This is a genomic window from Pseudoalteromonas aurantia, assembly GCF_005886875.1.
Lineage (GTDB): Bacteria > Pseudomonadota > Gammaproteobacteria > Enterobacterales > Alteromonadaceae > Pseudoalteromonas > Pseudoalteromonas aurantia_A.
In genome coordinates this window covers 1-25669 of the sequence record NZ_PNBY01000036.1, presented here as the reverse complement: position 1 = coordinate 25669, position 25669 = coordinate 1, and the positions used below count along the sequence as shown (strand labels likewise).

Annotated in this window: 27 protein-coding genes and 1 tRNA gene; 5 read left to right on the top strand and 23 right to left on the bottom strand. The window is 41.3% G+C overall.

Annotated features, from left to right (window positions below; genetic code table 11):
- Position 1: 1 nt before the first annotated feature.
- The 12 genes from flgK to CWC18_RS08345 all read right to left on the bottom strand — a co-directional run bounded on the left by flgK (position 2) and on the right by CWC18_RS08345 (position 11451).
- The gene (flgK, locus tag CWC18_RS08400) at positions 2-2023 is read right to left on the bottom strand and encodes a flagellar hook-associated protein FlgK (protein ID WP_138675064.1); all 2022 of its coding nucleotides are present in this window, start codon (positions 2021-2023) and stop codon (positions 2-4) included.
- A gap of 1 nt (position 2024) precedes the next feature.
- Positions 2025-2993 (bottom strand): flagellar assembly peptidoglycan hydrolase FlgJ, encoded by a 969-nt coding sequence (gene flgJ, locus CWC18_RS08395; protein WP_138675063.1) that lies wholly within the window; start codon positions 2991-2993, stop codon positions 2025-2027.
- 102 nt (positions 2994-3095) lie between these two features.
- Positions 3096-4190, bottom strand: coding sequence for a flagellar basal body P-ring protein FlgI (locus CWC18_RS08390; RefSeq protein WP_138675062.1), 1095 nt, complete (start codon positions 4188-4190; stop codon positions 3096-3098).
- A gap of 12 nt (positions 4191-4202) precedes the next feature.
- Positions 4203-4886, bottom strand: coding sequence for a flagellar basal body L-ring protein FlgH (flgH, locus tag CWC18_RS08385; protein ID WP_119860529.1), 684 nt, complete (start codon positions 4884-4886; stop codon positions 4203-4205).
- Positions 4887-4901: 15 nt separating this feature from the next.
- On the bottom strand, positions 4902-5690 hold the full coding sequence (gene flgG, locus CWC18_RS08380) for a flagellar basal-body rod protein FlgG (protein ID WP_010362181.1): 789 nt from the start codon (positions 5688-5690) through the stop codon (positions 4902-4904).
- Positions 5691-5708: 18 nt separating this feature from the next.
- On the bottom strand, positions 5709-6473 hold the full coding sequence (locus CWC18_RS08375) for a flagellar basal body rod protein FlgF (RefSeq protein ID WP_010362182.1): 765 nt from the start codon (positions 6471-6473) through the stop codon (positions 5709-5711).
- Positions 6474-6635: 162 nt separating this feature from the next.
- Complete coding sequence (gene flgE, locus CWC18_RS08370) at positions 6636-8003, bottom strand: flagellar hook protein FlgE (RefSeq protein WP_138590438.1); 1368 nt, start codon at positions 8001-8003, stop codon at positions 6636-6638.
- A gap of 43 nt (positions 8004-8046) precedes the next feature.
- Positions 8047-8721: a flagellar hook assembly protein FlgD gene (locus tag CWC18_RS08365; RefSeq protein WP_138590436.1), complete on the bottom strand. Its 675-nt coding sequence runs from the start codon at positions 8719-8721 to the stop codon at positions 8047-8049.
- 15 nt (positions 8722-8736) lie between these two features.
- Positions 8737-9171 (bottom strand): flagellar basal body rod protein FlgC, encoded by a 435-nt coding sequence (gene flgC, locus CWC18_RS08360; protein ID WP_119860525.1) that lies wholly within the window; start codon positions 9169-9171, stop codon positions 8737-8739.
- Positions 9172-9173: 2 nt separating this feature from the next.
- Entirely contained in the window at positions 9174-9584 is a 411-nt protein-coding gene (flgB, locus tag CWC18_RS08355; RefSeq protein ID WP_119860524.1) for a flagellar basal body rod protein FlgB, read from the bottom strand.
- 83 nt (positions 9585-9667) lie between these two features.
- Positions 9668-10501: a CheR family methyltransferase gene (locus tag CWC18_RS08350; protein ID WP_138675061.1), complete on the bottom strand. Its 834-nt coding sequence runs from the start codon at positions 10499-10501 to the stop codon at positions 9668-9670.
- A 17-nt stretch (positions 10502-10518) separates the two neighbouring features.
- Entirely contained in the window at positions 10519-11451 is a 933-nt protein-coding gene (locus tag CWC18_RS08345; protein WP_138590432.1) for a chemotaxis protein CheV, read from the bottom strand.
- A 140-nt stretch (positions 11452-11591) separates the two neighbouring features.
- On the opposite strand from CWC18_RS08345, the gene flgA reads away from it, so the two are divergent.
- From flgA to flgN, 3 genes are all read left to right on the top strand, one after another.
- Entirely contained in the window at positions 11592-12299 is a 708-nt protein-coding gene (flgA, locus tag CWC18_RS08340) for a flagellar basal body P-ring formation chaperone FlgA (protein ID WP_138590430.1), read from the top strand.
- 73 nt (positions 12300-12372) lie between these two features.
- A complete protein-coding gene (gene flgM, locus CWC18_RS08335) occupies positions 12373-12696 on the top strand; it encodes a flagellar biosynthesis anti-sigma factor FlgM (protein ID WP_138675060.1) in 324 nt (107 codons plus the stop codon).
- Positions 12689-13117: a flagellar export chaperone FlgN gene (gene flgN, locus CWC18_RS08330; protein ID WP_138590427.1), complete on the top strand. Its 429-nt coding sequence runs from the start codon at positions 12689-12691 to the stop codon at positions 13115-13117. Before flgM ends, flgN begins: the two co-directional genes overlap by 8 nt.
- 62 nt (positions 13118-13179) lie before the next feature.
- Here flgN and CWC18_RS08325 read toward each other — a convergent pair whose 3' ends face one another.
- The gene (locus CWC18_RS08325) at positions 13180-13578 is read right to left on the bottom strand and encodes an LPP20 family lipoprotein (RefSeq protein ID WP_138590425.1); all 399 of its coding nucleotides are present in this window, start codon (positions 13576-13578) and stop codon (positions 13180-13182) included.
- Positions 13579-13774: 196 nt separating this feature from the next.
- Between CWC18_RS08325 and CWC18_RS08320 the strand changes: the two genes are divergently transcribed.
- Together CWC18_RS08320 and CWC18_RS08315 are read left to right on the top strand one after the other, a co-directional pair.
- Positions 13775-14965 (top strand): flagellar assembly protein T N-terminal domain-containing protein, encoded by a 1191-nt coding sequence (locus CWC18_RS08320; protein WP_138590423.1) that lies wholly within the window; start codon positions 13775-13777, stop codon positions 14963-14965.
- A 118-nt stretch (positions 14966-15083) separates the two neighbouring features.
- Positions 15084-15815, top strand: coding sequence for a glutathione peroxidase (locus CWC18_RS08315; RefSeq protein ID WP_138590421.1), 732 nt, complete (start codon positions 15084-15086; stop codon positions 15813-15815).
- 6 nt (positions 15816-15821) lie between these two features.
- Here CWC18_RS08315 and CWC18_RS08310 read toward each other — a convergent pair.
- The 10 genes from CWC18_RS08310 to CWC18_RS08265 all read right to left on the bottom strand — a co-directional run.
- Positions 15822-15896: transfer RNA gene (locus CWC18_RS08310), tRNA-Arg, on the bottom strand.
- A 104-nt stretch (positions 15897-16000) separates the two neighbouring features.
- Positions 16001-16486 carry a hypothetical protein gene (locus CWC18_RS08305; RefSeq protein WP_138590419.1) on the bottom strand — a complete coding sequence of 162 codons (486 nt, stop codon included), beginning with the start codon at positions 16484-16486 and terminating at the stop codon, positions 16001-16003.
- The gene (locus CWC18_RS08300; protein WP_249930090.1) at positions 16461-18602 is read right to left on the bottom strand and encodes a TonB-dependent receptor plug domain-containing protein; all 2142 of its coding nucleotides are present in this window, start codon (positions 18600-18602) and stop codon (positions 16461-16463) included. Before CWC18_RS08300 ends, CWC18_RS08305 begins: the two co-directional genes overlap by 26 nt.
- A gap of 95 nt (positions 18603-18697) precedes the next feature.
- The gene (locus CWC18_RS08295; RefSeq protein ID WP_138590649.1) at positions 18698-19339 is read right to left on the bottom strand and encodes a FlgO family outer membrane protein; all 642 of its coding nucleotides are present in this window, start codon (positions 19337-19339) and stop codon (positions 18698-18700) included.
- A gap of 10 nt (positions 19340-19349) precedes the next feature.
- Positions 19350-20021, bottom strand: a complete 672-nt coding sequence (locus tag CWC18_RS08290) for a FlgO family outer membrane protein (RefSeq protein ID WP_138590418.1) — start codon at positions 20019-20021, stop codon at positions 19350-19352.
- An 11-nt stretch (positions 20022-20032) separates the two neighbouring features.
- Entirely contained in the window at positions 20033-20629 is a 597-nt protein-coding gene (locus CWC18_RS08285; RefSeq protein WP_138675059.1) for a FlgO family outer membrane protein, read from the bottom strand.
- A gap of 59 nt (positions 20630-20688) precedes the next feature.
- On the bottom strand, positions 20689-21453 hold the full coding sequence (locus CWC18_RS08280; RefSeq protein ID WP_171041059.1) for an SPOR domain-containing protein: 765 nt from the start codon (positions 21451-21453) through the stop codon (positions 20689-20691).
- Between the two features lie 15 nt (positions 21454-21468).
- A complete protein-coding gene (locus CWC18_RS08275; protein WP_138675057.1) occupies positions 21469-24402 on the bottom strand; it encodes a hypothetical protein in 2934 nt (977 codons plus the stop codon).
- Between the two features lie 36 nt (positions 24403-24438).
- Positions 24439-25230 carry a fimbrial biogenesis chaperone gene (locus CWC18_RS08270; protein WP_138675056.1) on the bottom strand — a complete coding sequence of 264 codons (792 nt, stop codon included), beginning with the start codon at positions 25228-25230 and terminating at the stop codon, positions 24439-24441.
- 10 nt (positions 25231-25240) lie between these two features.
- A partial coding sequence (locus CWC18_RS08265; RefSeq protein ID WP_138675055.1) for a DUF4402 domain-containing protein occupies positions 25241-25669 on the bottom strand: 429 nt, incomplete at its 5' end.

Here is a 25669-nt window from a genome sequence, read left to right as displayed (position 1 = left end):
ATTACCTCGTTGCACTTAATAATGTATCAAAAATTGTTCTAGCCGTCGTAATGATTTGTGCCGATGCTGAATAAGACTGCTGAAAACGTAATAAATTTGCCGCTTCTTCGTCTAAATTCACACCCGACATCGATTCAAACCATGCCTCTGACTGGGCTGCTAATGCCTCAAAGGCCGTGCCATTAGTCTTGGCTTGATTGGCGACAACCCCTACATCGGTGACGAGGCCTGCGTACGCTTCATTGAATGTTTGTAAATTATCAGCAGTAGTCGTGGTTATTACGTTTTCACGAACCAGTTCACTAGATTGCAATTTACTTAATTCTAACCCATTGCGGTTATCGTCAAAACCTCCAGTATTAAACTCAACAGTAAACGTATCACCCTCTTGAGGTGTACCCTCTATATCAAAGTCAAACCCGTAACTACCAAGTGTCGCCGAGCCCGAGTTAAACAACATATTCTCTGTTGGTGGTGCCAAAGTAAAAGTCACTGTTCCACTACCATCCGTTATGGTGTATTCGTCAGTATTTGCCGTTTTTTGTATCGTAATCGTACCGTTTGTCAAACTCGGTGTTGGAGCTGCTGTAAAGTTACTCCCAGCGCCAGTATTAGAGACAGTGCCCACAGAGATATTTGCACTGCTGATATTGTCTGCAGCGGTTTTTGTACGTATAGGTGAAGCCAGTGCCAAATGTTCAGGTCTGTCAGTGGCCAATTCAATATTGCCTGCCGCTGTGGAATTTAACTTTATTAAATAACTATCACCCGCGGCCGCAGCACCAGTTATCGACACTTCCAATCCAAAAGTCTCTATCGGTGCCGTTCCAGTAAAAACAATATTACCTGGTGATGCAATGGTGCCTGTCGACGGTGTGCCAATAACATCGCCATTACTGTCTACAGCTGCAACCTCAACCGTTGTGGCACTTGTATAAGTTACTCTAAAATCAGTCGCAGGTATTTCACTTCCCTTACCTGCTTCAAGAGTTGCAGTAACAACCGCTGTACTCGCAGCTGCGTTTGCGCTATAAGGAAAACCTGTCACAGAGGGGATCGTAAACAAATCCCCCCCTAAATTACCATCTAAGTCCATGCCTTTTTTGTTTTGCTCATTAAATGCATCTGCCAATGCAATACCAATTTGCCCTAATTGATTTTGGGCTGGGTGTAATATTTCATCTCTAAACGCTAACAACCCACCGATTTTACCTTTTAACGTGCTAGAGTTAACGTCTAAAGCAACAGCTTGACCATCTCGGACATCTAATTTCAACTCTCTTACATTAGGATCAGGGTCTCCTGCCAACGAAAACGCATTAAATGTTCCGTTTTCCATTACAAGTGCTTGACCTGAGCCAAGGAATACTAACTTCTCACCATTGGGGCCATCTAGTGTCTCTAAATCCACCAGCTCAGCAAGGTCGCTAATTGCTTGGTCACGCTCATTAAGCACCGAGCTAGAGGCCTTTGTGCCCGTTGGGGTGTTTAACGACGTTACTTGGCCATTTAAATCACTGATCTTTTGTATTAAATTATTCGCTTCATCGGCAAATAAATCGAGTTGTTGATTAACAATATTACCTTGATCAAACACAATGCCTGATAAGCGGTCCATCTGCTCAGTTAAGTTTTCAGCATCCGTTAAAAATAAACTGCGCGTAACCCTAGATGAGGGCTGGTTCATCGCTTCTTGTAAGTTGTTAAACAGTGAGTTAATACTTTTATTCAAACTATTTGAATCTTCAGCAAATAAGGTATCTACACGAGAAGCCTCAGTAACAAATTGCTCATAATAGGTTTTATTCGAAATATCCCTATTAAGTTGCTTTTGCGCAAACTCATTTATCAAACGTACCGTCTCGCCACGACCAACCTGATTGCCAACCATAGTCGTATGCTCCGTGCGTTCACGGATATACCCTTTGGTATTAAGGTTTGAAATATTTTTACTTGTGGTTTGCAATAGCTCACTGCTGGCTCTGATCCCACTGGTACCAATATTCATTAAATTGAACGACATCTTAATTTACTCCTTGGCGAACCAACGACGTGAGCATTTCTTTCAAATCACTTCGTTGAAGTACATTCTTTATTTTTTGTGCGTACTGTGGGTCGGTTGCATAACCAGCGTCTTGTAATGCATCTAAAAATTGCTCTGGTTGCGCTACTTTTTGTAGTGCTTCTTGATAACGAGGGTTACCCTGTAAAAAGTTGACATAATCATTCATGCTGTCTTTTATTGTGTCGTATGCACGAAAGTTTGCCTGTTTTTTTACTGGCATGCCTTCTTCAAATTCTAAAGTCATTTTTTTGGCACTTTCACCCTGCCATGCTTTACTTGATTTAATATTGAAAAGGTTATTGCTGCTTGAACCATCGGCTTTAGCGATAATATGTTTACCCCACCCCGTTTCTAGTGCTGCCTGTGCAACCATAACGGCTGGGTTTAGCCCTATTTTTTGTGCTGCGGTTTTAGCATGTTCCCACATCGATGAAACAAACGATTCAGGATCTTTAAAGGTATGTTTCTGACTTTCAATGGCTTCAGGCTTGGTTGCAGCAACATTAGCTGCTATGTCATTTAATTGCCCAGTAGCACGTTTATCACTTTCAATATTGGCACCGGTTCGAATTATCGACGCAGGCGTATAGCCCGTCGCATTGGGAGATAACTGCTGAACAATTAAGTCTGCAAGTCCCAAACTGCCTTTGCTAGATAAGTCCATAGAAAGCTGTTGATCGTGCATTTCTTCAAAAAACTTCACACCGCTTGAATTGAAAGGGCTATTTTTATCTTCCATCGCTTCATTCGCTTTACGCATGCTTTTCATCAACATCTGCGTAAAAATTGATTCAAACTGTTGCGCGGCTTTTTTTAGCGCTGCATCAGAGGCATTTGGATCGCCACCGCTTTTCAACGCATCTTTTCTCAAGCTATTTAAATCGCTTAAATCAAAAAAGTTTTGTTTGTCTAACGGGTTTGTATTCATCGGCTTACTGACACTTAACTTATAATACTAATAATTAAGCAATATTCGAGCCAAAAAAAACCCTAACGAATTAGGGCTAACTTACTGATTAATAAAAACACTCTAAATGACGACTAATTGACCATTGATTGCACCCGCTTCTTTCAGCGCTTCTAATATCGCCATCAAGTCACCCGGCGCAGCACCCACTTCATTGATAGCGCGGACTAAATCATCAAGGCTAATGCCTGGGTCAAATACAAATGCACGAGAGTCATCGGTGTCTACATCGATAATACTTTGGCGGGTCACAACCGTTTCACCTTCCGCTAAAGGCTCTGGCTGATTAACATTTTGTTGTTCTGCTATTGTAACGGTTAGGCCACCATGCGTAATTGCCGCTGGTTGAAGCTTCACATTTTTACCTATTACTATCGTGCCGGTACGTGAATTCACGATTATTTTTGCACTGGTATCTGCGGGAGTAAACTCAAGGTTTTCTAATGTAGACAAATAAGACACGCGCTGTGATGGATCTCGTGGCGCAATTACTCTCACCGATGCGGCATCCATTGGCTTCGCACTATTAGGGCCAACTAAATTATTAATGGTATCTGCTAGGCGTTTTGCCGTTGTAAAATCTGGGCTATTTAAATTAAAAGTAATAAAGTCACCTTGAGTAAAAGGGCTTTTTACTTCACGCTCTACAGTCCCACCATTTGGTACGCGGCCGACGGTCGGCGTATTGATCACCACCCGGCTACCATCTAACCCTTCAGCACCAAGGCCACCTACAATCATACTACCTTGTGCAATTGCGTACACATTGCCATCAACCCCTTTAAGAAAAGTTTGCAGTAATGTCCCACCTCTTAAACTTCCTGCACTTCCTATCGAAGAAACAGTCACATCAATCGTTTGACCGGGCTTGGTAAAAGGCGGTAGGTCCGCGTGCACAGCCACTGCCGCAACATTCTTTATTTTCGGTTTTAACGACGCAGGTAAAGTGATCCCAAAACCACTTAGCATCGCTTTAAAACTTTGCTCTGTAAATCGGCTTGATTCACCTGTGCCAGGTAAGCCAACAACTAAGCCATAACCTACCAATTGGTTTGAGCGAACGCCCTGCACCATACTGATATCTTTAATTCGTTCAGCTTTAGCTAATGGAACAAAACCAACTAAGGCAATACTTAACAAGAGATGAAATAATTTCATAATTTTCAAACCCTAAAATGGGAGCAAAGTACTCATAAAGAATGATGTTAACCACCCTGGGCTTTGTGCTTCTTGCCCTTGACCTTTGCCTGAATACTGAATACGTGCATTAGCAATGCGGTTAGACTCCACCGTGTTATCCGCTGCAACATCAGCGGCACGAACTAAGCCTTCAAGACGAATAAACTCTTCACCCGTGTTTAAAGTTAACCACTTTTCACCTCGGATCACTAAGTTACCATTAGGTAGAACCCGCATCACATTGACGGAAATATTGCCAAATAAACTATTTGACTGGTTCGCTTTACTATCGCCTTTGAAAGATGAGTCTGCTCCCATTCCGAATTGAATGTTGTCACCGCCAATATTCACAGGCGTACCATTAAAGCCTAATACAGGGTCAAGACTTACGTCAGTTTCTTTATCTGTTTCACTGTTAGCTGCTTTTGATGCTTGTGTTGACTCACGCAGCACCACCGTAATAATGTCACCGGTACGTAATGCTTTTTTATCTGCATATAAATCATTAGCCCGATTAGGGTTAAATAACGACCCAGTTGACACTACCTGTTCTAAATCTTCTTCAGGATACATAGGCGCATAGTAGGGGTCATCTTGCACCACGGTACTATTTTGTGTTGATACGCATCCAGATAGCGTAACCACTGTTACTACAGCCATACATAAAGTACGCATACAACCTCCTAACGCTTATAACTGTTGATTGATGTAGCTCAGCATCTCATCAACTGAAGAGATCACTTTTGAGTTCATTTCATAAACACGTTGGGTTTCAATTAGATTAACCAGCTCTTCTGTCACGTTGACGTTAGAGGTTTCTAATGCTCCCTGTACAATAGAACCTAAACCATCAGCCCCAGGGTTACCTTGCACAGGTGCACCACTAACAGCCGTTTCTGTGTACAAGTTTTGGCCCATGGGCTCTAAACCTGATGGATTAATAAAATCACTGATCACCAGTTGACCAATAACCGTGTTTTGCGCTTGACCTGCAACTCGCACCGACACTTCGCCATCTTGAGAGATGGTGATCGATTTTGCGTCATCAGGTACGTTCATTTCAGGTTGAACAGGGAAACCTGCTCCAGAGGTCACAACTCGGCCATTCTCGTCAGTTGTAAATTGACCATTGCGGCTATATCCAATGGTGCCATCTGGCATTTGAATTTCAAAAAAGCCAGGCCCTTGGATCATCCAATCTAAAGAGTTCTCAGTACTTAGCATATTACCTTGAGAAAAGTTCTTTTGGTTGGCAACCACTTTTGCGCCGGCGCCTAACATTAAACCAGAGGGTAGTTCAGTATCTTGTGACGAACGGCCCCCAGGTTGATTAATATTCTGATAGAGCAAGTCTTCAAAAATTGCCCGGCTTTTCTTGTAACCTACCGTACTAGCATTCGCGAGGTTATTCGAAATTACCGATATATCAGTTTGTTGGGCATCTAGGCCGGTTTTACTGATCCATAACGCTGGGTTCATAACATATACCTCACTTCGTTAGACTATACGCAGCAGCGATACATGACGTTCGTCAATTTCTTCTGCTGTTTTCATTAGTTTCATTTGCATTTCAAACTGGCGTTGGTGGTTGATCATATCAACCATTTCATGCACTGGATTGACGTTTGACATTTCAAGCGTGCCACTCATTACTTTTGCAGTCGGCGACACATCACAAAAGCCACATAAGCCGTCATCAAGACTACCTTCTTTTGGCCTAAACAAACCATCGTTGCCTTTTTCAAGTTTACTGTTGTCTGCTTCAATGATTTTTAAGCGGTCTACCACCTCTAAGAAATTGGCTGGCGCACCTTGAGGCCGCACTTGAATTGAACCATCATCACTAAATGTGACCTTCTCTACCGGTATGGGTAGAATAATTGGGCCTCCTTCGCCAACAACTTGTCGCCCATGGCTAGTGACTAATGCACCGTCAGCTGTAATGTTTAAAGTACCGACCTTGGTATAAGCCTCGTTGCCACTTTTGTCCATAACACTTATCCAAGACTTGTCTGACACCGCAATGTCTAAGTCTCGGCCGGTTTCAACAATTGCGCCACTGGTCATATTGGTACCTGGTCGCTCTTGCATAGCAAAAACACGGGTCGGTAACCCTTCACCAAATGCCTGCATAGACCGTGCTTGTGCAAAGTCGGATTTAAATCCGGTCGTATTTGCATTGGCTAAATTGTTAGCTTTAATAGCAACACCACGCAGGTTTTGTTTCGCACCAGACATAGCGATATAGAGCATTTTATCCATTGCATTGACCTAAAAATTCATCATATGTATAACAATGCAATTAAAGTGCCAACTAAAAATTGACGGGCTATTTCAATAATCCTAGGGGTTTTTTAGGTGGAGAAATGTAAACAATGACAAAAAAGGGCCGCAATAACGGCCTAATGTATAACTGTAATCGAACTATCGGATCTGAAGTATATTTTGTTGTAAGGTTGAGTTAACTTCAAGAGCACGTGAATTAGCCTGAAAGTTCCGCTGCGCACTGATCAAATCAACGAGCTCATTCGTTAAGATTACATTAGATTGCTCTAAAGCTGATGAATTAATCGACCCTAGTGTTCCAGAAGCTGGTTCACCTGCAATCGGCTCACCCGATGTCAAACTTTTCTTCCATGAGGTATTTCCAACCTGTTGTAAGCCCTGCGAGTTTGAAAAGCGTACCATCGCAACTTGACCTAAATAAGTAGAATCGCCATTACTATAAGACGCCACTATCTTGCCATCCGTACCAATATCCACTCCAGCCAAGCGACCTACCGTGGCCCCATCTTGTTCAAGCGCTTTCACTTCGAAACGACTCGCATATTGCGTTGGTAATTTATTGGTCGTATTCGCTTCATCTCGCCAGTTCATAGTCAATGCTGCAGGGAATGTTGCCCCGTTGCTCAACAATGTAGATAAACCAGTACCCGCACCACTTGGAAGTGCCAATGGATTAAATGTACTACCGGGGGTAACAGGTACTGGTGTACCAGCGACACCAGTAGCTGAGTATGGTATTGTGGCACTCGGCACGCCCGTCGCATCAAATGTAAATCCAGCAATTGGAAATGGACCACCAGCCGTACCATCAGAAGTAAATGGTTGATTATCTAATGTACCATAAACTTCCCATTGATTCGCCGTCGCGGTTTTTCTAAAGTACAGCTGAGTAGTATGTGGCTGGCCCAATGAATCATAGACCGTAGTTGATGTTGAACTGTTGAATGATGCACTGACTGACGGGTCAAACGGTACCGTTGGTTGAACCGCTGTTGAATCAAGGTTGAATGACGAGTATACATTGGTTGTTGCACGAGGCGCACCTGAAGCATCTGGGATCTGGATCGCAGAAGCTGTACTCAAACTTACGGATGTTGTCGCACCAGTGCTTGCATCAACTGGGAAACCTTGAAGGAAATTACCTTGTGCGTCTGAAATAAAGTTATCTTTATTTAATTTAAATGCCCCTGCGCGAGTGTAACTATAGTCTTGTGAACCAAGCTCCGAACTCATGGCAAAATAGCCCTCACCTGTGATAGCTAAATCAAGTGAATTAGATGTAAATTGCAATGATCCTTGATGAAATTGCTGTGCAACCATAGTCGTTTGTGCACCGTCACCATTTTTAGTTTTACCAGAGCTAAATACTGAGGATGCATATACATCAGCAAACTCTGCACGTGACTCTTTAAAACCAGTCGTGTTTACATTGGCGATATTATTTGCGGTAGTATCTAAATCTTTTTGGGCCGCCGCTAAACCTGTTAATGCAATATTAAAACTCATACTCTCACCTCTTGTACGTAAGGCTTATTCTATAAACTGTGAATTAAGCGATTTCAGCGACGTCAGTAAGCCTTACTGCACCCGCCTTTGTGTTAATAATTATGCCATTGGCGCCATTGACGTTGACACTATCTATATTTTTGAAGGTAGCCGTCGGTAACGTTGAAAACTTGCCATTAATATTTGCTTCAGCCTTTATTTCATATTCACCTTGAGGCATTACTTCACCATCATCATTCTTTCCGTCCCATTCAAAACGAATAGCACCTGCATCCTGTTTACTCATATCAATAGAGCGGACTAACTGGTTAGACTCATCATATATGTTGACAACTAACTTATCGACAGGCTCTGTTGCTATGATAGAGCCTCGTGCAGTTCCACTTGTTCCTAGTTCTAATGAATCTGATTCAAGTAATGCCTTTTTTCCAACAAGCGTAGATGCTTGTAACGCCGAATTAGAAGTCATTGACGCCGATAACGATTCAAACTTAGTATTTAAGTTTGAAATACCTTCAGCCATTGTAAAACTCGTCATCTGCGCGATCATCTGATCATTATCAGCGGGCTTACTTGGATCTTGATAAGACAGCTGCTGCGTTAATAGCTTAAAAAAGTCTTCTTGCTTTAACGTATCATCTTTCTCGGCAGCTTTAGGTTTCTCTGACCACCGCAGCGAATCAACATGACTGGACGTTTGACTTACTTCGCTATTCATCGGCTAGCACTCCCGTTAACGCTGACCAAGTAACAAAGTTTTGCTTAGCATTTGTTTTGCCGCATCTGCTACTTGAACATTGGTTTGGTACGAACGTGAAGCGGAAATCATATTGGCCATTTCCTCTACAACGTTTACATTTGGTTTATAGATATACCCGTCTTTATCGGCACTAGGATGATTAGGACTATATTCCACTTGCAGTGGCTTATCGCTCTCCACAATACCTAATACTTTAACGCCCACAGATGACGCTGCAGCGTTAGAACTTTGCAAATCATTCGCTTTATTCAATTCAGCTGCAAACACCGGATGCCGTGCTCGATACACTTTATCTTGACTTGAGCTAATGCTATTCGCATTCGAAATATTACTCGCGGTTGTATTGAGGCGAATATTCTGCGCGCTCATACCTGAACCCGCGATGTCAAATACATTGTATAAACTCATAATTATGCTCCTTGACCGCCGAGGGCTTTCTTCAACCCTTTAAACTTACCCGTGAGAAACTGCAAACTTGCTTGGTACTCTAATGCATTTTGTACATACAAGTTCCGTTCCACTTGTATATCTACCGAGTTACCATCGCCTGTATCTGCTTGATTTGGATTACGAAATAGCTCAACACCGTTATTTAAACGTGTGCCGCCAGAGATATGCTTTTCATTGGTGCGCAGCATCGTATTGCCGCTTTGCTGGTTAGACTTTGCCGCTTTAAATGCCCGAGCAAAATCAATGTCTTTTGCTTTATAACCGGGGGTATCCGCATTGGCAATGTTACTTGCTAACATTTCCGCACGTTGCGATCGGATAGCTATTGTCTGAGGGTGAACACCTAAGGCTTTATCAAAACTAATCGCCATAACGTAACTCCAAAAATTTGACTATATGGAGTTATTTGCAATTATTAGGCCAAAATAGAAAAGGCGGCGAACACCGCCTCAAGTTATTGTTTCTTCTGGTATATAATACCTGGATTACAACGTATCATATCAAATTCATCGCTGAGACCAGCCATAGACTCTGATGCTCCAAGGAACAAATATCCCTTTGGATTAAGTGCTTGGGCAAACTGCGAAATAATTTTTGCTTTGACTTCAGGCGAAAAGTAAATTAATACATTTCGACAAAATATAACATCAAATTTGCCCATTAATGCATATGAATCAAGCAAGTTTAAATGCCTAAAACTCACCATTTTTTTAACTGGGTCAACAACCTGTGCCATCCCATTGCCACTATCTTTAAAAAATTTCTGCCTGCGCTCCGCTGATAGCCCCCTGGCCAGCGCTAAAGCGTCATATTCTGCATTCTTACACATGTCGAGCATCGTGTTTGATATGTCAGTTCCTATAACCTGAACACCCATTTTCAAGGCACCCGGACACTTTTGCTGATATTCACTGGCAGACATGCCAATAGAATATGGCTCTTGACCTGAAGAGCTGGCTGCAGACCATATCTTAACAGCACGACGTAGCTCCCCAAATTCAGGGAAGATTTTCGTTTTTAATAACTCAAATGGATACGAGTCCCTAAACCACAAAGTCTCATTTGTTGTCATTGCATCAACAACAGCGGCGCGCAATTGCCTCTCATGAGGACTAAGTGTTTTTGCAACCAACTCTGATAACGACTCAACACTAAACCGAGCCATTAATGGTGCTAAACGACTTTTCACTAAATACAGTTTATTATCCCCGAGTACTATACCACATTGCTGCTCAAGAAACGTCCTAAACTGATTGTATTCGCTTTGTTGAAGGTTCTTGTTTTCCAAAGTATTACCGCCGTTCATTAATCACAGTGAACCCATTTTTTTACGGCTGTTGCCAATTCATCTGGGTTAAATTTTGCGATAAAATCATCAGCACCAACTTTTTCTATCATGGCCTGATTAAATACACCGCTTAAAGAAGTATGCAAGATAACATGTAAGGGTGCCAATTTGGGATCTGCCTTTATTTCAGCTGTAAGTGTATATCCATCCATCTCTGGCATTTCAACATCTGAAATTAATAGACCTACCCTTTCAGTGATGTCATTTTGGCAGTCATCTTTAGCAATTTCACGTAAACGAATAAGCGCTTCTTTACCATTTTTGGCCAACTCAGTTTGCACACCTAATGGCTCAAGTGCCCGTTTGACTTGATTTCTCGCCACTGCGGAGTCATCAGCAATAAATACAATTCGTTCACCCAAATCTTTCTGCATTTCACCATCAGATACAATATCTTGGCTGACCTCCGTATCCACAGGGCAAATTTCATTTAAGATTTTTTCAACATCGAGTATTTCAACAAGCTCTTTTTCAATTTCTGTCACAGCCGTTAAATATGAATACCTGCCAGCACCTGACGGTGGCGGCATGATTTTTTCCCAATTCATATTCACGATACGCTCGACTGCCCCAACCAAAAACCCTTGTACTGAACGGTTATATTCCGCAATGATAATAAAGCAGTTGGCTATATCTTCAATCGGTGGCCCACCAACAGCCAGCGACATGTCGATAACAGAAATAGTTTGTCCACGAATGTGCGCAACCCCTCTTACAAACGAATTAGACTTCGGCATATTCGTTAGTGGCGGACATTGTAGTACTTCTCGTACTTTAAATACGTTTATGCCAAAACGTTGACGCCCCTTCAATCTGAACAGTAATAACTCTAGGCGGTTTTGCCCTACCAACTGAGTTCGTTGGTTGACCGAGTCTAAAATACCAGCCATTTCAATCTCCTACATATAAAACTGCTTGCCGGAACGATATTTGCTTACACTACTAAGGATAAGATTTCCCTTGAAGAGGTGTCACAATTAACGCAAAATCTTTATACCTTGTTTCCCATGATAAGCATAGTCGAAACATCATGAGTTTGTTAAAAAAAACCAAAACCTACGGGTTTTTTTGCACAATGGCTTATATTCTAGCCAGTTGTCATGTCTATGCAAAGGACTATAGTACTAAAGAACTAGAGCAGTTAGCGCAAAACTTTATTGCTTCGCAAACAATAACCAAGCCTGATGTGAAAACTGAAATTAAATCGCTAACGCTCGATAAGCGTATTGCGACAAAATTTTGTGCCCAACCCGTTAATCTAACGACAGCAGCAACCCCGCCCTTTAATCGCCAGGTCACTGTACAAATTCGCTGCGAACAAGCGCCCCTTTGGACACAGTATGTACATGTAAGAATCAATGAAATGCACCCGGTGATTGTCAGTACGCAATTGGTCTCTAAAGGCGAGTTACTCTCGCATAATCATTTAAAGATAGAATATCGAGCGAAGCAGTTTGTGAGAGCTGCCTACATTAATGACTTGTCTTTACTTATTGGAAGTAAAAGTAAACGTAATTTACGTGAAGGCATGCCCGTTGGTACCCATCAAGTTTGCATGGTCTGCAAAGGCGACAAAGTCACTATATTTGCTAAAACCCGCTCTTTGACAATAAAAACCTCGGGTATTGCGCTCCAAGATGGTAATTTGGGTGAACAAATTCGTGTTAAAAATCAAAAGTCTGGAAAAACAGTATCGGCTCGTGTAAAAGATGTTGAATCTGTAGAGGTTAATATCTAAAAAATTTGCTAAAGTTAAAGGTGAATAGGTCGATAACCTAAACACGGTGTTTAATAACCAAGGGTCGAAAGTTATGGTTAATAATATTAAAGGTCAAGCACAGCCAAACAGTGTGCTAAATAATGTTAAGCAACAAAAAGCAGAATTGCAAAAAAATGATGCTCAAAATGCAGCGGCTAACGCGAAATCACCACAAAAAGCAGCAACTGACTCGGTCAGCCTAACACCACAAGCGCAGCAGTTGAAAAGCATGCAAGAAAAAGCACAAGACGCGCCGGCATTTGACAGTAAAAAAGTCGAAGAACTAAAAAAAGCAATTAGTGAAGGTAAGTATCAAATCGATGCCCAAAAGCTAGCTAAGAATATTGCCGCATTTGAGTTTGACGTTTATGGCTGATCAAGTCACCTTGTGCGTTCACAAATTAGAAATTCAGCGCTCCAATCTTACAACTCTGACCCAGTTACTAGATGGAGAGCTTGACATTTTGGCATCTAAAAAAGGTGAAGGCCTTAAAGATGCCGCTCGCGAGAAATTAACTCTGCTAAACGCAATTCAAAAATTAGATAAAGAATTAGCAACCTTCTCCTCAGAAACATTTCAACACGATACCGTTAAAAAGTTAACATCAAGCATCAAAACACTCTTACTCGAATGTAAAACTAAGAACGATGTGAATGCAAAAGCAGCCCATCAGGCACAACTCAGTGTCCGACAGTTAAAAGAGATCTTAATTGGTAGCCCGAACTCTATCACGTATGGTCAAGATGGCAGCGTTGTTGCGGGAAATAGTGAACTAGTAAAAGATATCAAGGCATAAGTGCTAGCGCTTTGATATCTTTAAGGTGTTTGTTTAGTACATTAGAGCGATGACACAGCCCTTTAATAGTAGGTGACTCTTTTTACTTTTCTCGGCTTTGATTGAGTTATATAAAGATCATGCACGCGCTTCATATCTAATTCAAGCTCAGTAGTATATGTATCCCCTACTGCATAAGACTTTACTACACGTGCTCCTCTAATTAGCCCTTTAACTTGACTCTTTAATCCATCATTTTGTGCGATCGCGCCTTTGACCGTCATATCTGCTGACAAGCTTTGACCATATACTTGTTCAGCGAGCTCTCGATAAGCTTCAAGCTTAGATACTTTTAAAGCCATCAGCATTTTTTGTGATTCACTCTCACCCGGTTGAGCGCTGAGTGGAGCATATCCGATCGCTTTTATCACAGGATAACTGTCAGGCTCTACGAAACTATATTCGATATGCTTATCAAACATTGAGCTACACCCTGCCAACCAAAATATAATCACAATGAGCACAATAAATTTTGGGTTTATAATCGAATATGACGACGGTGCTTTCATTATCACTTACCTATTAAACTAAAGTAAGTTTATTGATGCACATTCCTTGCCAACAAATATGGCATAGCTATTGCTGTAGTCACATTGATAGTTTTGTTGGGAAGCAATTATGAAGCAGTTACTTTTAGTTTTGACACTTTTCTTGTACAGCGCAGCAGTGCAAGCTGAATGGTATGAAGTCACCGGTTATGCGAGCATATTAGACAGCAACGTTGCCGACGCCAGAAAAGCAGCAGTTAAAGATGCGATCACACAGGCGTTAATCTTTTCAGGTGCCACAGTCAGCAGTGTACAAACCGTTGCTGATGGGTTGTTAAGTCAAGACCAATTGAAAATAAAAGCGCATGCTGAAATACAGCAAGCAACGCTGATTAGTGAAGAGCAAAGCAACAACGACTACATGGTCACGCTTCATTTAGACATTTACTCAACCAAAGAGCAATGCACACAGCAACAGTTTCATAAACAAGTTACCGTCACACAAAGTCAGCTTATCCAACCCCATCAAGCACGCTTAGGTCAAATATTTGACATAGCAAAAGCGAGTTCACAAAGACTGTATAATACGCTCAGTGGACGCGCTACGGCCATAAAAGCCATACCCTATATAAATAGTGCAATTAATGTGAGGCCTTTTTTCTCGCAAAGGTTCAACTATGATCCTGCCTTAATTGAAACCTTGAGTAACAACAGCAACAGTCAGTATGTGTTGTTTAGCCAAATTACAGACATAGCACAAGGCAAGCAGCTCAACAGCGATTACGCTTTTTGGCAAGGTGATCAGTACTTGCGCAGCTTTAAGGTAGACTTTGCGCTTTATGATGCATTAACACGAGATCAGGTATGGCAAAACCACTATGCAGTGCAGGGTGTATGGCCATTCGAGAAAACCACGCTGATCGATGTGTACAGCGATCAATTTTGGCAGTCTAATTACGGTAGCCAAATACAAGGAGTGTTTAATAAAGTCTCACAGGACCTAAATACCGCTGTAGGTTGTATGCCAATAAAAGGGAAAGTTTTACATATTGATGGTGACAGGCTCGCAATTAACTTAGGAAAAGTCCATGGCATAAAAGCAGGTCAAACTTTAGCCATAATGCAAAAAAACAACTTTACAACTCAACAAGGCGTGATGTTAAGTAACCATAGGCAAACAATTGACCAGCTTAAGGTTATCCAAGTAAACGAGCAAACTGCTATCACCACCAATTTGCATATTCGACCACTGAGTAACATTCAACTCAATGACATTGTTCAGGTCATTATAAAAGAAGATGACGCTTTTTCCCTTAATTAGACTAAACTGATGGTGCCAGCTAGTTATTAAAAAAACAGATTACTTTAATCTAAGCAATTAATTTTACTGAATGTGAATGAGCCATCATAATAGCGGCATCAAATTAAAGGAGCGCACTATGCTAAGCAATATCGAAGGTAAAACTATTCCGCAGGTTACTTTTTCTACCCGTAATAATGAACAATGGGAAAAAATATCCACCGATGACATATTTAAAGGTAAAACGGTAATTGTTTTCGCATTGCCAGGGGCTTTTACACCAACTTGTTCATCGACTCACTTACCTCGTTACAATGAACTAGCAAGCACCTTTGCTAAAAATGGCGTAGATGAAATTGTGTGTTTATCAGTGAATGATACGTTTGTAATGAATGCATGGGCGCAACATCAAGAAGCCGATAATATCCGTTTGTTACCTGATGGAAACGGCGAATTTACTGATGGAATGGGCATGCTCGTTGATAAAAACGACCTAGGCTTTGGCAAGCGTAGCTGGCGTTATTCAATGTTAGTAAAAGACGGGGTGATCGAAAAAATGTTCATTGAACCAGATGTCGCAGGTGACCCGTTTGAAGTGTCTGATGCTGATACCATGCTAGATTACATCAATCCGGATCAAGTTAAACCGCAAGCTATTAGCCTATTTTCTAAAGCTGGCTGTCCATTCTGTGAAAAAGCAAAACGCTTATTGTCTGAGCAAGGTTTTAGCTATGAAGAAATAGTGATTGGACAAGACATCACCTCAACAAGTTTAAAAGCAATGAGCGGACGCGAGACTGTACCTCAAGTATTTATTGCTGGTGAACATATTGGTGGTTCAGATGACCTTGAACAGTATTTGGCAAAATAAAATGTATGGCGTCCCCGGCAAGAATCGAACTTGCATCTAAAACTTAGGAGGTTCTTGTTTTATCCATTAAACTACGGGGACCCCTTAAGCAATTTTAGTATAACAATTTATACCTAGACTTGAAGCGCTTACAGTCATATTTACTCAATTAAATCAGTTATAAATACAACAATTGGGGTAACGCGTTATGCGCATATCCCCTCTTGCTGAAAAGTAACCATGAGTGATGCTTTATCAACATACCCCACCAAATTAGCCACAACCTGCCAATCAGCCCCCACCACGATGATGCGAGGAACATGGTTATTTTCTAGTCCAGCCTGTAACGGCTTGGGCGCTATAATCGCTGGAAATTCATTAGACATCCGTCGCAGTGCGCGTTTATAGCCGCTGTCATTTCCATTTATTCCGACCATAACAGGGTTTATACCCCGACAAACAATACTTAACTCTTCCAATATTCGATGCTGTTTCTTGCACCATGAACATTCTGGAGTAAAAAAGCTCAGAGTCATTGCCGAGCTGTGTAACGCCTGTAACGAACTATAGGTTTGGCTATCTAGCCTTTTTAAAGGTAACTCTACAAAGCCATAACTCAAACCCGTGCTCAAAGTTAACCCGATCCATAAAACCAGACGTAAGAGCTTAAAACGACCAATCAAACCCCGCATATATGAGCCTCCCTCGTAGCGGCGCATAAATATACGTTACGTCGTACCCGCCTTCTTCGTCAAATAGCAGCGGTGAACTTCCCTCACTTCCTTGAGTATAATCAAACAAGTTATTCACTCCGACGTATAATCCCAAATACGGACTTAACTTATATTGGTATTTAACATCCAAGGTTGAAAAAGCGGATACAGACGTCGGCTTTTGTTGCGTCGCAAACCGATCTTCATACCCTGAATACTGATAATCTGACAGATCTCTGCTCGGTATATATATCAAAGAAGCATCAACTGTATGTAATTTATGTTGCCAATTACTTGATACTGTCGCTCTCTGCTCGATCGGTGCAATGGCAAACGACGTTTTAAATACATCATTATAGTGATAAACCTCGCCAGTGACTGTGATATTCAGGTCGCTATTAAGTTGATAAGACGCTGAGAAGTCAACCGCGAGCACTCGAGCCGTTTCCTTAAGCTGACTTAATACAGGCACCCCTAATGTATTATGCTCTAACGTAGCCAAATCTTTGACTGAGGTGTGCGCCATCGATAAAGTGCTTACCCACAGCGCATTTTCGAAATTCAGAGAATAGTTGATGCTCGTCGATCGCTCTGGTTCAGATACATTCAATAAATACCCTTTTTCCGCATCTAAAATCCCATGATCACTCTCAAAGAATGATAAAGGTGCTCGATATCCCTGACCAAAAGACAGCCTAGAGGTTAATTCCTCAGTGTGAAAAAAACGGCTATCAATACGCGGTGATAATAGGATTTTATCTATTTCAACACCCGGTTTTTTTAGGTCAACAAAATAGGCTTTAATGCTATCAAGCCTCGCCGCCGCAGATATTTCCAGTGCAGGTGTTACCATCCAAGAGTCCTGTATATAAATACCCTGTACGAGATAATCAAAACTATCCGATACATAATTTTCTACACCGGCTAAAGCATCTGAATGCGATCGCATTCTTTCTTTACGATAGTCCACGCCAAAAGTAATAAGGTGCGACGCATTTAAGTCAAAATTAAACCGCGCATCCGCGTAATACATCGTGTCAGTCGCATCATAATCTATACCTTCATAAAACGAGACTTGCTTATGGTTAACATGAGCCAAACTAAACGTGCCATTTAAACGTGTATTAAAGTCTTGCAGTATTGACGCAAGTACTTCATTGCGCTGAGTTTTAACCCACTCTGCCGTTTGCCAGGGCTGACCAATATAACGATTCGCTACGTGACCGTTTTCAAATAAATTATCTGAGGTACCTAACTTTTCACTCGCAATCGCGTCTTCAATAGATGCCGTAATATCGCCTAACATAGGCCCGCCAAACACTTCCGATTTTGTGTGATTAAGCCTTAGCCTCATATTGGTGTCGCGATCATAATCGTATGACAAAAGTGTGGTCAGCGATGTATTGTCTAAATACGGGTTTTCACTTACCCCATTTTTGTCACCATCAAACTGCTCTCGTTCATCGACCTGCACGATCACACTGGCACTGATATTTTTCTGTTGAGGTACTAGCGAGCCCATTAAAGCGGCTTTTTTGTAGCCCATATTACCCATTGAGACATCAAGATCTCCACCACTTTTTGTCGGTACTTGTGTTACTAGATTAATGGTGCCACCAATTGCTTCTGGTGCAGTCAGGGATGCGCCAGCGCCCCTTGCGATTTCAATTTGACCAACACCAGACATAGCGACAGCATCCATCCCATAAAAACCAGATAACATTGTGTGTAGTGGGATCCCATCAACCAACACATTGGTATGCTCACCTTTTAGGCCATTTATCATGACACGCTTGGCGCCACACATTGAACATTCATTAGACACACGAATACCAATAGAATTTGATATAGCATCACTTAAGTTAGCCGCTTGATTCGCTTTGATCTGCTGTTGTGAGATTAATTCAGTCTTTACTGTACTGTCTTTCAACAGTCCTTGTTGGTAGAGCCGTTTTCTCACTCCGACAACTTCAATCACTTCAGTTTTGTCAGTCACAGATATTGGGCTAATGGGTAAGTCAACGGGTTTAGCAAACGTAGCACTTGGCAGACACAGTAGAATACAAAATAAAAAATGAGATGGGTTAAGAAACAAAATTTACACCAGAAAGTAATTTAATGGTATTGATTATCATTAAGATTAAAACTGATGTAAACCTCTTTTTATAAAACTCGGTACAGCAAACGTCATTAAGACCCAATTGTGGCGCTGTTAAGGACATAACTTGGCACCAATTTAGTACTACTTGCTATGACGCGTTTTGAATCAATATCAATCACCCGAGCATTGACTTCAACACCATTCACTCGATACAGCAAAGTCCCCGACAAAACATGGCTCGCAACCCTTTCGCCTGACAGTTGATTTATATCCCTTGAAAAAACAAAGTCTCCAAAATGCGTTACCGCGACTTGATCGGTGGTTTTAAAATCAACCACACCATAGCCAAATTTTTGTAATTGATGAATAAACGTTTCCGATAATTGATTACCCAGTTGCGAGCTTTTTTGCAAGGTCTTATCTAAATTAACAAAAGACACTACGGCAATATTAATTGCTTGATCAGATACCATGGTATCTACAAGGTCAAGTGCCATTTGCTCAACATAACTTTCTAATTTTACATGATGACTATGTGGGGTATAGACTTGATTTACAGTCAACTGTTCGTGTTCTTCATGTTGATTGGCCTGCATTATCATCTTTTCGATCACAGTCTGCGACTCAGCAGGTTTTGCAGGGCTTTTTACTGCATACCAGTCAGTCGTACTGCACCCAGTCACTAACATCACGATGCAGCATGCCAAATACGTTTTTCTGTTACGATTCATCATAATTGCCTCATCGACCTGCTTTTTTCATCATAATGCCATCAGTGCGATAACTGCTACCCAGCGCGTCTACGACTGTCTGAGGAATGAACCCTTGTGCAGATCCAACAACCGCTTTACTCATCAGTCCAATGATCCGTGCATTCACCAGTACACCACCTTGGTGATTAACCAGAGTACCAGCCAAAACATATTGAAAGTTTTGCTCTTCATTGAGTTCTAAGTAGTCACGGCTGAAAACAAAGTCCCCCTGTGGCGTGACCCGCATATAATCCGTAGTTTTAAAGTCAATTACTGCCACGCCAAAATGATGAAGCTCATGCATAAAGCTCTCTGACAACTGATTTCCGAGTAATGAAGCGTCGTCATATTCATCATCTAAAAATACAAAACTCGACACTGCCAATGGTGTTTTCTGATTCACATATTGCAGATTTTCTGCCATATCTTGCATCATTCCACGCACGTAGTGATTGATATTTTTACGACTTACCGATGCCATTTGAGAGGCGGTATTTGGCACCGCTTGTTTAGACTGAAATAACTCTGCATTTGCCATAGGTGCTGCCACAGAACGTGAATCATTCGCGATAGTCTGCTCTGCTTGCATACCCATTTTTTCTGTAAACATAGAACATCCGGCACTACACAGTAATGTTATCGAGATCAAAAAGTGTTTCATGATAAATCCTCTTAATATTCTGTTCGGTAAATCAAGCCATCACGTTGCTGCACTTTTTCATCCGTCCACATCGTATTGATTGGGATTTCAGTAGTGGCTGCAGATACGATCCGCCCATCCTGCATATTGATGAGCCTTGCATTAACAATATAGGCGTGTTGCTGTTGTGTGAGCGTTCCAGTCACAACAAAGTCAATATTTTGGCGTAGTCTTAAGGTATTAACATCTCGGCTTAAGATGCTCTCTGCGTTATCTAATAACGTGATATGTCCATCCAAGCGATGTTCAATCGTATGATAACCAAGCTGAGTAAACTGGGTGAGTAAGCTTTCTTGTATTTGTTGACTTAAGCCAACCGCTTGCTGATCTGCCAAACCCGAATTAAGAGCCTGTGCATCAAAAAAGCTCGTTATGGCAATACGCGCATTATTTTTTCGCATACCCGTGATATTACTTAATTGTACACTTAAGCTACTGACATATTCATGCAGCGTGAAAGGCGCCATTGTTTTAGCCGGCGCCATATAGGCCACATGCTTAGGCGCTGGCTCTTCTACAAGCTGGCAGCCAGTCAAAAGTACACTTAGTATCAATAGTAAATATTGCATTGTCAGTATTCCCATAAAGTTTGGGTAATCAATGCAAAAACCATACCTAAAATAAGTCTCTACAGTAGTCCTTTATTTCCCTGTTCAGTATAGTAACTCACAATGCAACTCACCTGTTTTAATTTCAATCGGTCACACTGCGCTTGGGCTGTGACTTTATCACTGAACGCACCTAATTTAATGCGATAGTATTGTTGCTCCCTAATATTTTTCATTTCTACATTCACAGCCAATTTCTCTGCATCAGGTACTTTTTTTACAACTGCGTCAAGTGATTTTTGCACTCTTTCTTGTTCCGTTACTGCTGCGACTTGTAACGCATAAAGTGCTGGTACCTTCTTCGCCTCAAGCGGTTGCGTTGTCGGTAAAGCAATTTGAGCTAGCTCGTTTTTAGTACCAGTACTTAAAATAGCCTTCTCTGCTTGCGTTTTTTGCACTGGCTTAAGTGCCATTATCGGGTTGTCCTTTTGAGTATTCTCAAAAGCAGGTGGAGATCCGCGTTTATCATCAAGTGCTGTCGGTATTTCAATGAACTTTTTATTTAGAGGACTAGAAGCTACAACCGGCTTTTTACTGTACGTTTCTTCTTTAACTAAAACATCTAACTGTCCTATCAACATTCTCAAATCGCCTTCCACGGATAATAAACGCTGTATTCCTTCTTTTGACTCATGCCACTGCCCTGACATCTCAATCAGCTCCAGATATTCTTTTTTCGTTAACTCTACGATCTCAGGTTTATTCGTTGATGTACTTTGACAGCCTACAACGCTCAAGGTCAGCAAACACACACGCCAAAACTGAATAAAAAACTTGTAACACATCATAATTCCTTTTCATTAATAGCGGATCAGTGTGCTATCTAGTTCACACGCAAGTCCTGTTTCTCTAACTCTATCACATATATTATGCAACGCCTTGGTCGTACTTATCGAAAAGCCGGCCGCCAAAATATACTTTTTTTCAAGTTCATCATAGATATAAAATGGATTCATAATCATTGCATTGATTAACCTTTCCTTTGTCAGCATTAAGTATATTTTTAGAGTATTTAAAGAACTAAACTTCCCTAAACTGGCTGTGTACCCTTGCGTTTTCTTCAATTCTGCTAGCGTAAAATCAACACCTGCAACGACTTCACCATGAACAGGCAGCTCCACCATGACTTGTTCATTGATTTTAAGATTCTTACTCTTCACTTGTGCCGATTCTAGCTGAGCTTGATAAGTACCCGGCCGAAGGTTAGTGAATAAATAGTAACCATCGTACGCCGCCTCAGTCTCAGCAACTTTCACACCTTGCTCATCGACGAGCTTGACCTTGGCATATGGCAAAACATTGCCGTTTTCAATATAAATACTGCCTTCCACCTCGCTAGCATTCACTAAAGGAAAATCTAGGTATTCAACATATCCAGAACGAGGTGTGATGGATAACCCATCTCCAGCGGGTACCATGAACGGATCGTCAATACTGTCGGTATCAATCAGTATATCTGTGCGTCTATTTGCAACCATACTCGATAACAACGCAATGCCACGCTCATCAGAAGATGCAAATCGATGAGCTTGCGCAGCATTGATCCTGACTCCTTCTACCGGTAATTCACCTGCATCAAATACGCCATTATTATTTTCATCCAAGAACACACGTACCATTGCAGTACCATGACCTGTGAGTCCTCTTCTTGACATAAAATAAGGTGACCCAAAGTTGCTCGCACCTAAGCTCATTCTCCCTGATACACCAAATTGCCAATCATTATTACTGTCAAACACCATAGAACTACTAAGACTAAATTTATCTGACTGCCAATTGAGCGATACGTTACCCTCAGTATTATCTTCATCCACATTATTTTTAATCCCTGCTTGCAACTGCCATTGCTCAGATAACGTGGTATTTAGTTCAAGATTATAATCTCTAACCTTACGCTCAGGCTGCATTTGATAGCCTATAGATAATCGGCCAAACACACGCCCATATCTACTTTGCACTCTGGCAACACCAGTGCTCACCTTGTCTTTGTGTTCATTCGACACCCAAGTTATTTGATTGCCCAGACCGAATACACCGTTTACATAATTCAAGGACTGAGAGAACCGTCGTCGAGCCCCCTCCTCTTCACTATAATGAAATACGCTACTCTGATGACTCATTCTTCCATAGTTGTTATTAAACAGCTCACCGGTAAATTCCAACCCAACTTTCCTCTGAGTCGTGGTATCCGTGTCATTGAGGTCATTCAATACAAGCTTTGAATGATAGCTCATAAGCGCCCTCACTGACTGCTGTGCAATTTTACTTCTGAGAGATGCAGAAACACTTTTATCTTTATTACTTGAAGACTGTGCATCAACAGCAATAAGCGCTTTGTTTGCTAGGCTCATATTTGACCCAACAGCAAAATTGTATCCTGTTTCCCCTCGCTCACTATCTATGATTGAACCTGCACCAAAAACGCTCACCTGGTCGCTCAAACCTGTTTCAAAGCGTCCAGCTACCTGCCAGCCGCTATCTGACACCTTATACTTACTGCTATCGATAATCCTATGCCCTTGCTGAGTGATTGATACATCATAAAAACGTTGATTACTGGTCAATGTATTTCCATCAATAATATATTGCTCCGTACGGCGCTCTACTTGACCTTGAGGTCCATACAAAATGATTTCAAATTCATTGTGGCCATATAAGAGCGGAATATCATCAAACACATATTGGCCTTGAGTATGGTCGATTAATTGCTCTATAAGTACGCCATTATGATAGAGTTCGACGTCCCAGCCAGATTGAACTGAACCTGAAATCATGGTGACATTGACATCTTTTACATGTCCAATAGCATAATTACTTACTCTCGCTCCACGCGCATACGTATACTGCCCACCAGAACCTACCTTTGTTGGTAGTACATCCCCCATTTCTAATTTAGTCGCGCCAAGCTGACCAAGCAGGCCACCTTCGGTATCTTCACGTGAAAAATGAACTCGTGATTGATTAAAAAAGTCCCCCTCTTTACCTGAAATAAAGTATTCGCTTCGAAAAAAAGCAAGGTCTTGTGCGCCAAGGACAGAGTAGGACAAAGCATCTTTTGCATTACGTTTTGTATATCCAAATTGCATATCTGCCAACGGTGAAGATAGGCTTTGGTAAGGGCTTGGCTTCCAAGGCATGATTGATTCTCGCGACACACTCGCTTGTCCCGTAAGCCTGTTTAAACGATCTAACTTTGCTTCAATAGGCAAAATATATTTAGACTCTACATACATTTCTTGCACGCTGTAATCAATTTTTATTGCTAACGAAAACCAAGTTTCAAGCACCGAAAACGACACGAATATATCGCCATTATCAATATATAGATCAGACTGCTTTAATGTGATCTCCTGAGCATTACTTTGGCCATTCAGTAAGTCAAAATCAAACGTAAATTGCTTACTAGGATCTGCAAACCAACCTGAGGCTCGCATTGATGTGACGTCAATGGCGAATCCCAAACTTTCAAATAAGCTCACGATCTCCAGCCAAGCGCCCTCTTGACTTTTAACCGCAACAACCTCCCCTAAGTAATTATTTCCTTTAATGAAGGTTGAAAAAAACAGCATTTCGCCTTCGGGGATCCCTAACCCCTGCTCTTCTCGTGCAGCAGCAGAGTTAATAGCACCGGTTTTCGCCTGTACAATCTTGCTGTCGAGTTGTCGTAAAACATCCAAAACGCGAGTGAGGCGCTCATTATCAGCACTCATCGCATAACTACTAACAAAAATCATACTCACTAGAAAGTAACGAATTAAGCGCATCTAGGGTTACAGAAGTGAGTCTACGCTGATTGTTTTTTCAGCAAATAAGACTTTTTTATATTCTTCTTTACCCATATATTTAACCGTAATATCGCCAGGCTCTGTCACTCGAAAGCCATCTAAGAATTTAAGCGTGGTATTTAACGAAGTTAACTCTGGATAAATACTATAACCCGCGATTAAGCCTATACGCTGAGGTTTTGAACTATTTTTACTATTAAAGTAAACCACAACATCACCAAAGGCACTAAAGTCACCAGTGTGATTAAAGTTGAGGCTAACTTTATCTTTCGTAACTTTAACGTCAGATATAGACACTTTAGGTAAATCAGAGCCATATTTTAAGATTACAGGAATAGAGTAACTTAAAACCATATTTAGATTTATCCCAAGCTCTTTTTCCGTAGCTGGGCTTTGATTTGGCAAAGCTTGGAATAATAGGTGCGAGCGATATTCCTGAGATTTTAATCCTTTAGGCTTTCTAACTGCCAGCTTTACAACCTGCTTTTCACCCGCTTTTAATGTAACTTGACTCGGGCTCATGCGCATCATAGGACTGAGCGAAGTGGGTAGTAACCCATCATGATTTACATATCCGCCTTCTGACTTCGCAAGCTTTTCAGTCCAAATCAAACGATATGTTTTAGTTTCATTGGAAGTGTTGATTATATACACTTTAGTTGTTCGGTCTCGCTCAGCTAAACTAACCCGTGTTGGTGTGATCATTAAGTTAGCAAGTGTATTAACACAGAAAAATAAGCTTGTAAACATAATAAATAAATTTGAAAAATAACGCATAGAGATAAGCTTAATAAGAAAGGGTAACTTCAATTAATCCTGAATACGCACCATCGTTATACGACATGGCATTACCCGAAGTGCTTATTTGTGCACCAACAGATAATAAAACAGCCCCAACTTCATCGGTAAATACTGAGTTACGATATAGTAAAGTATCAATCGTAAAGTAATTACCTGTATACGGACTGGTTAGTCTTGTAGCAGCTGCGTTATCGCTAAAAAACACTTGTTTTCTAGCTGGCAGGTTTTCAAACAATAGTTTAGCAGGATTACCGGTTTGTAATATATGTAGTGAATCACTACGAGATGTATTATTGGCAGATAATACCAATGTATGTGGCTTAGAGTTATCGGGGATCACAATGATACCAAAATTAAGGGGATCAATTTCTATCCCCTTAGAGTATGGAATACAAAGGGCGTTGTTTCCTAAATA

Excerpts from the sequence above, each read along its gene's own strand:
- flgK (WP_138675064.1), bottom strand. The coding sequence starts at position 2,023 with ATGTCGTTCAATTTAATGAATATTGGTACCAGTGGGATCAGAGCCAGC.
- flgJ (WP_138675063.1), bottom strand. The coding sequence starts at position 2,993 with ATGAATACAAACCCGTTAGACAAACAAAACTTTTTTGATTTAAGCGAT.
- CWC18_RS08390 (WP_138675062.1), bottom strand. The coding sequence starts at position 4,190 with ATGAAATTATTTCATCTCTTGTTAAGTATTGCCTTAGTTGGTTTTGTT.
- flgH (WP_119860529.1), bottom strand. The coding sequence starts at position 4,886 with ATGCGTACTTTATGTATGGCTGTAGTAACAGTGGTTACGCTATCTGGA.
- flgG (WP_010362181.1), bottom strand. The coding sequence starts at position 5,690 with ATGAACCCAGCGTTATGGATCAGTAAAACCGGCCTAGATGCCCAACAA.
- CWC18_RS08375 (WP_010362182.1), bottom strand. The coding sequence starts at position 6,473 with ATGGATAAAATGCTCTATATCGCTATGTCTGGTGCGAAACAAAACCTG.
- flgE (WP_138590438.1), bottom strand. The coding sequence starts at position 8,003 with ATGAGTTTTAATATTGCATTAACAGGTTTAGCGGCGGCCCAAAAAGAT.
- CWC18_RS08365 (WP_138590436.1), bottom strand. The coding sequence starts at position 8,721 with ATGAATAGCGAAGTAAGTCAAACGTCCAGTCATGTTGATTCGCTGCGG.
- flgC (WP_119860525.1), bottom strand. The coding sequence starts at position 9,171 with ATGAGTTTATACAATGTATTTGACATCGCGGGTTCAGGTATGAGCGCG.
- flgB (WP_119860524.1), bottom strand. The coding sequence starts at position 9,584 with ATGGCGATTAGTTTTGATAAAGCCTTAGGTGTTCACCCTCAGACAATA.
- CWC18_RS08345 (WP_138590432.1), bottom strand. The coding sequence starts at position 11,451 with ATGGCTGGTATTTTAGACTCGGTCAACCAACGAACTCAGTTGGTAGGG.
- flgA (WP_138590430.1), top strand. The coding sequence starts at position 11,592 with ATGAGTTTGTTAAAAAAAACCAAAACCTACGGGTTTTTTTGCACAATG.
- flgM (WP_138675060.1), top strand. The coding sequence starts at position 12,373 with ATGGTTAATAATATTAAAGGTCAAGCACAGCCAAACAGTGTGCTAAAT.
- flgN (WP_138590427.1), top strand. The coding sequence starts at position 12,689 with ATGGCTGATCAAGTCACCTTGTGCGTTCACAAATTAGAAATTCAGCGC.
- CWC18_RS08325 (WP_138590425.1), bottom strand. The coding sequence starts at position 13,578 with ATGTTTGATAAGCATATCGAATATAGTTTCGTAGAGCCTGACAGTTAT.
- CWC18_RS08320 (WP_138590423.1), top strand. The coding sequence starts at position 13,775 with ATGAAGCAGTTACTTTTAGTTTTGACACTTTTCTTGTACAGCGCAGCA.
- CWC18_RS08315 (WP_138590421.1), top strand. The coding sequence starts at position 15,084 with ATGCTAAGCAATATCGAAGGTAAAACTATTCCGCAGGTTACTTTTTCT.
- CWC18_RS08305 (WP_138590419.1), bottom strand. The coding sequence starts at position 16,486 with ATGCGGGGTTTGATTGGTCGTTTTAAGCTCTTACGTCTGGTTTTATGG.
- CWC18_RS08295 (WP_138590649.1), bottom strand. The coding sequence starts at position 19,339 with ATGAATCGTAACAGAAAAACGTATTTGGCATGCTGCATCGTGATGTTA.
- CWC18_RS08290 (WP_138590418.1), bottom strand. The coding sequence starts at position 20,021 with ATGAAACACTTTTTGATCTCGATAACATTACTGTGTAGTGCCGGATGT.
- CWC18_RS08285 (WP_138675059.1), bottom strand. The coding sequence starts at position 20,629 with ATGCAATATTTACTATTGATACTAAGTGTACTTTTGACTGGCTGCCAG.
- CWC18_RS08280 (WP_171041059.1), bottom strand. The coding sequence starts at position 21,453 with ATGTGTTACAAGTTTTTTATTCAGTTTTGGCGTGTGTGTTTGCTGACC.
- CWC18_RS08275 (WP_138675057.1), bottom strand. The coding sequence starts at position 24,402 with ATGATTTTTGTTAGTAGTTATGCGATGAGTGCTGATAATGAGCGCCTC.
- CWC18_RS08270 (WP_138675056.1), bottom strand. The coding sequence starts at position 25,230 with ATGCGTTATTTTTCAAATTTATTTATTATGTTTACAAGCTTATTTTTC.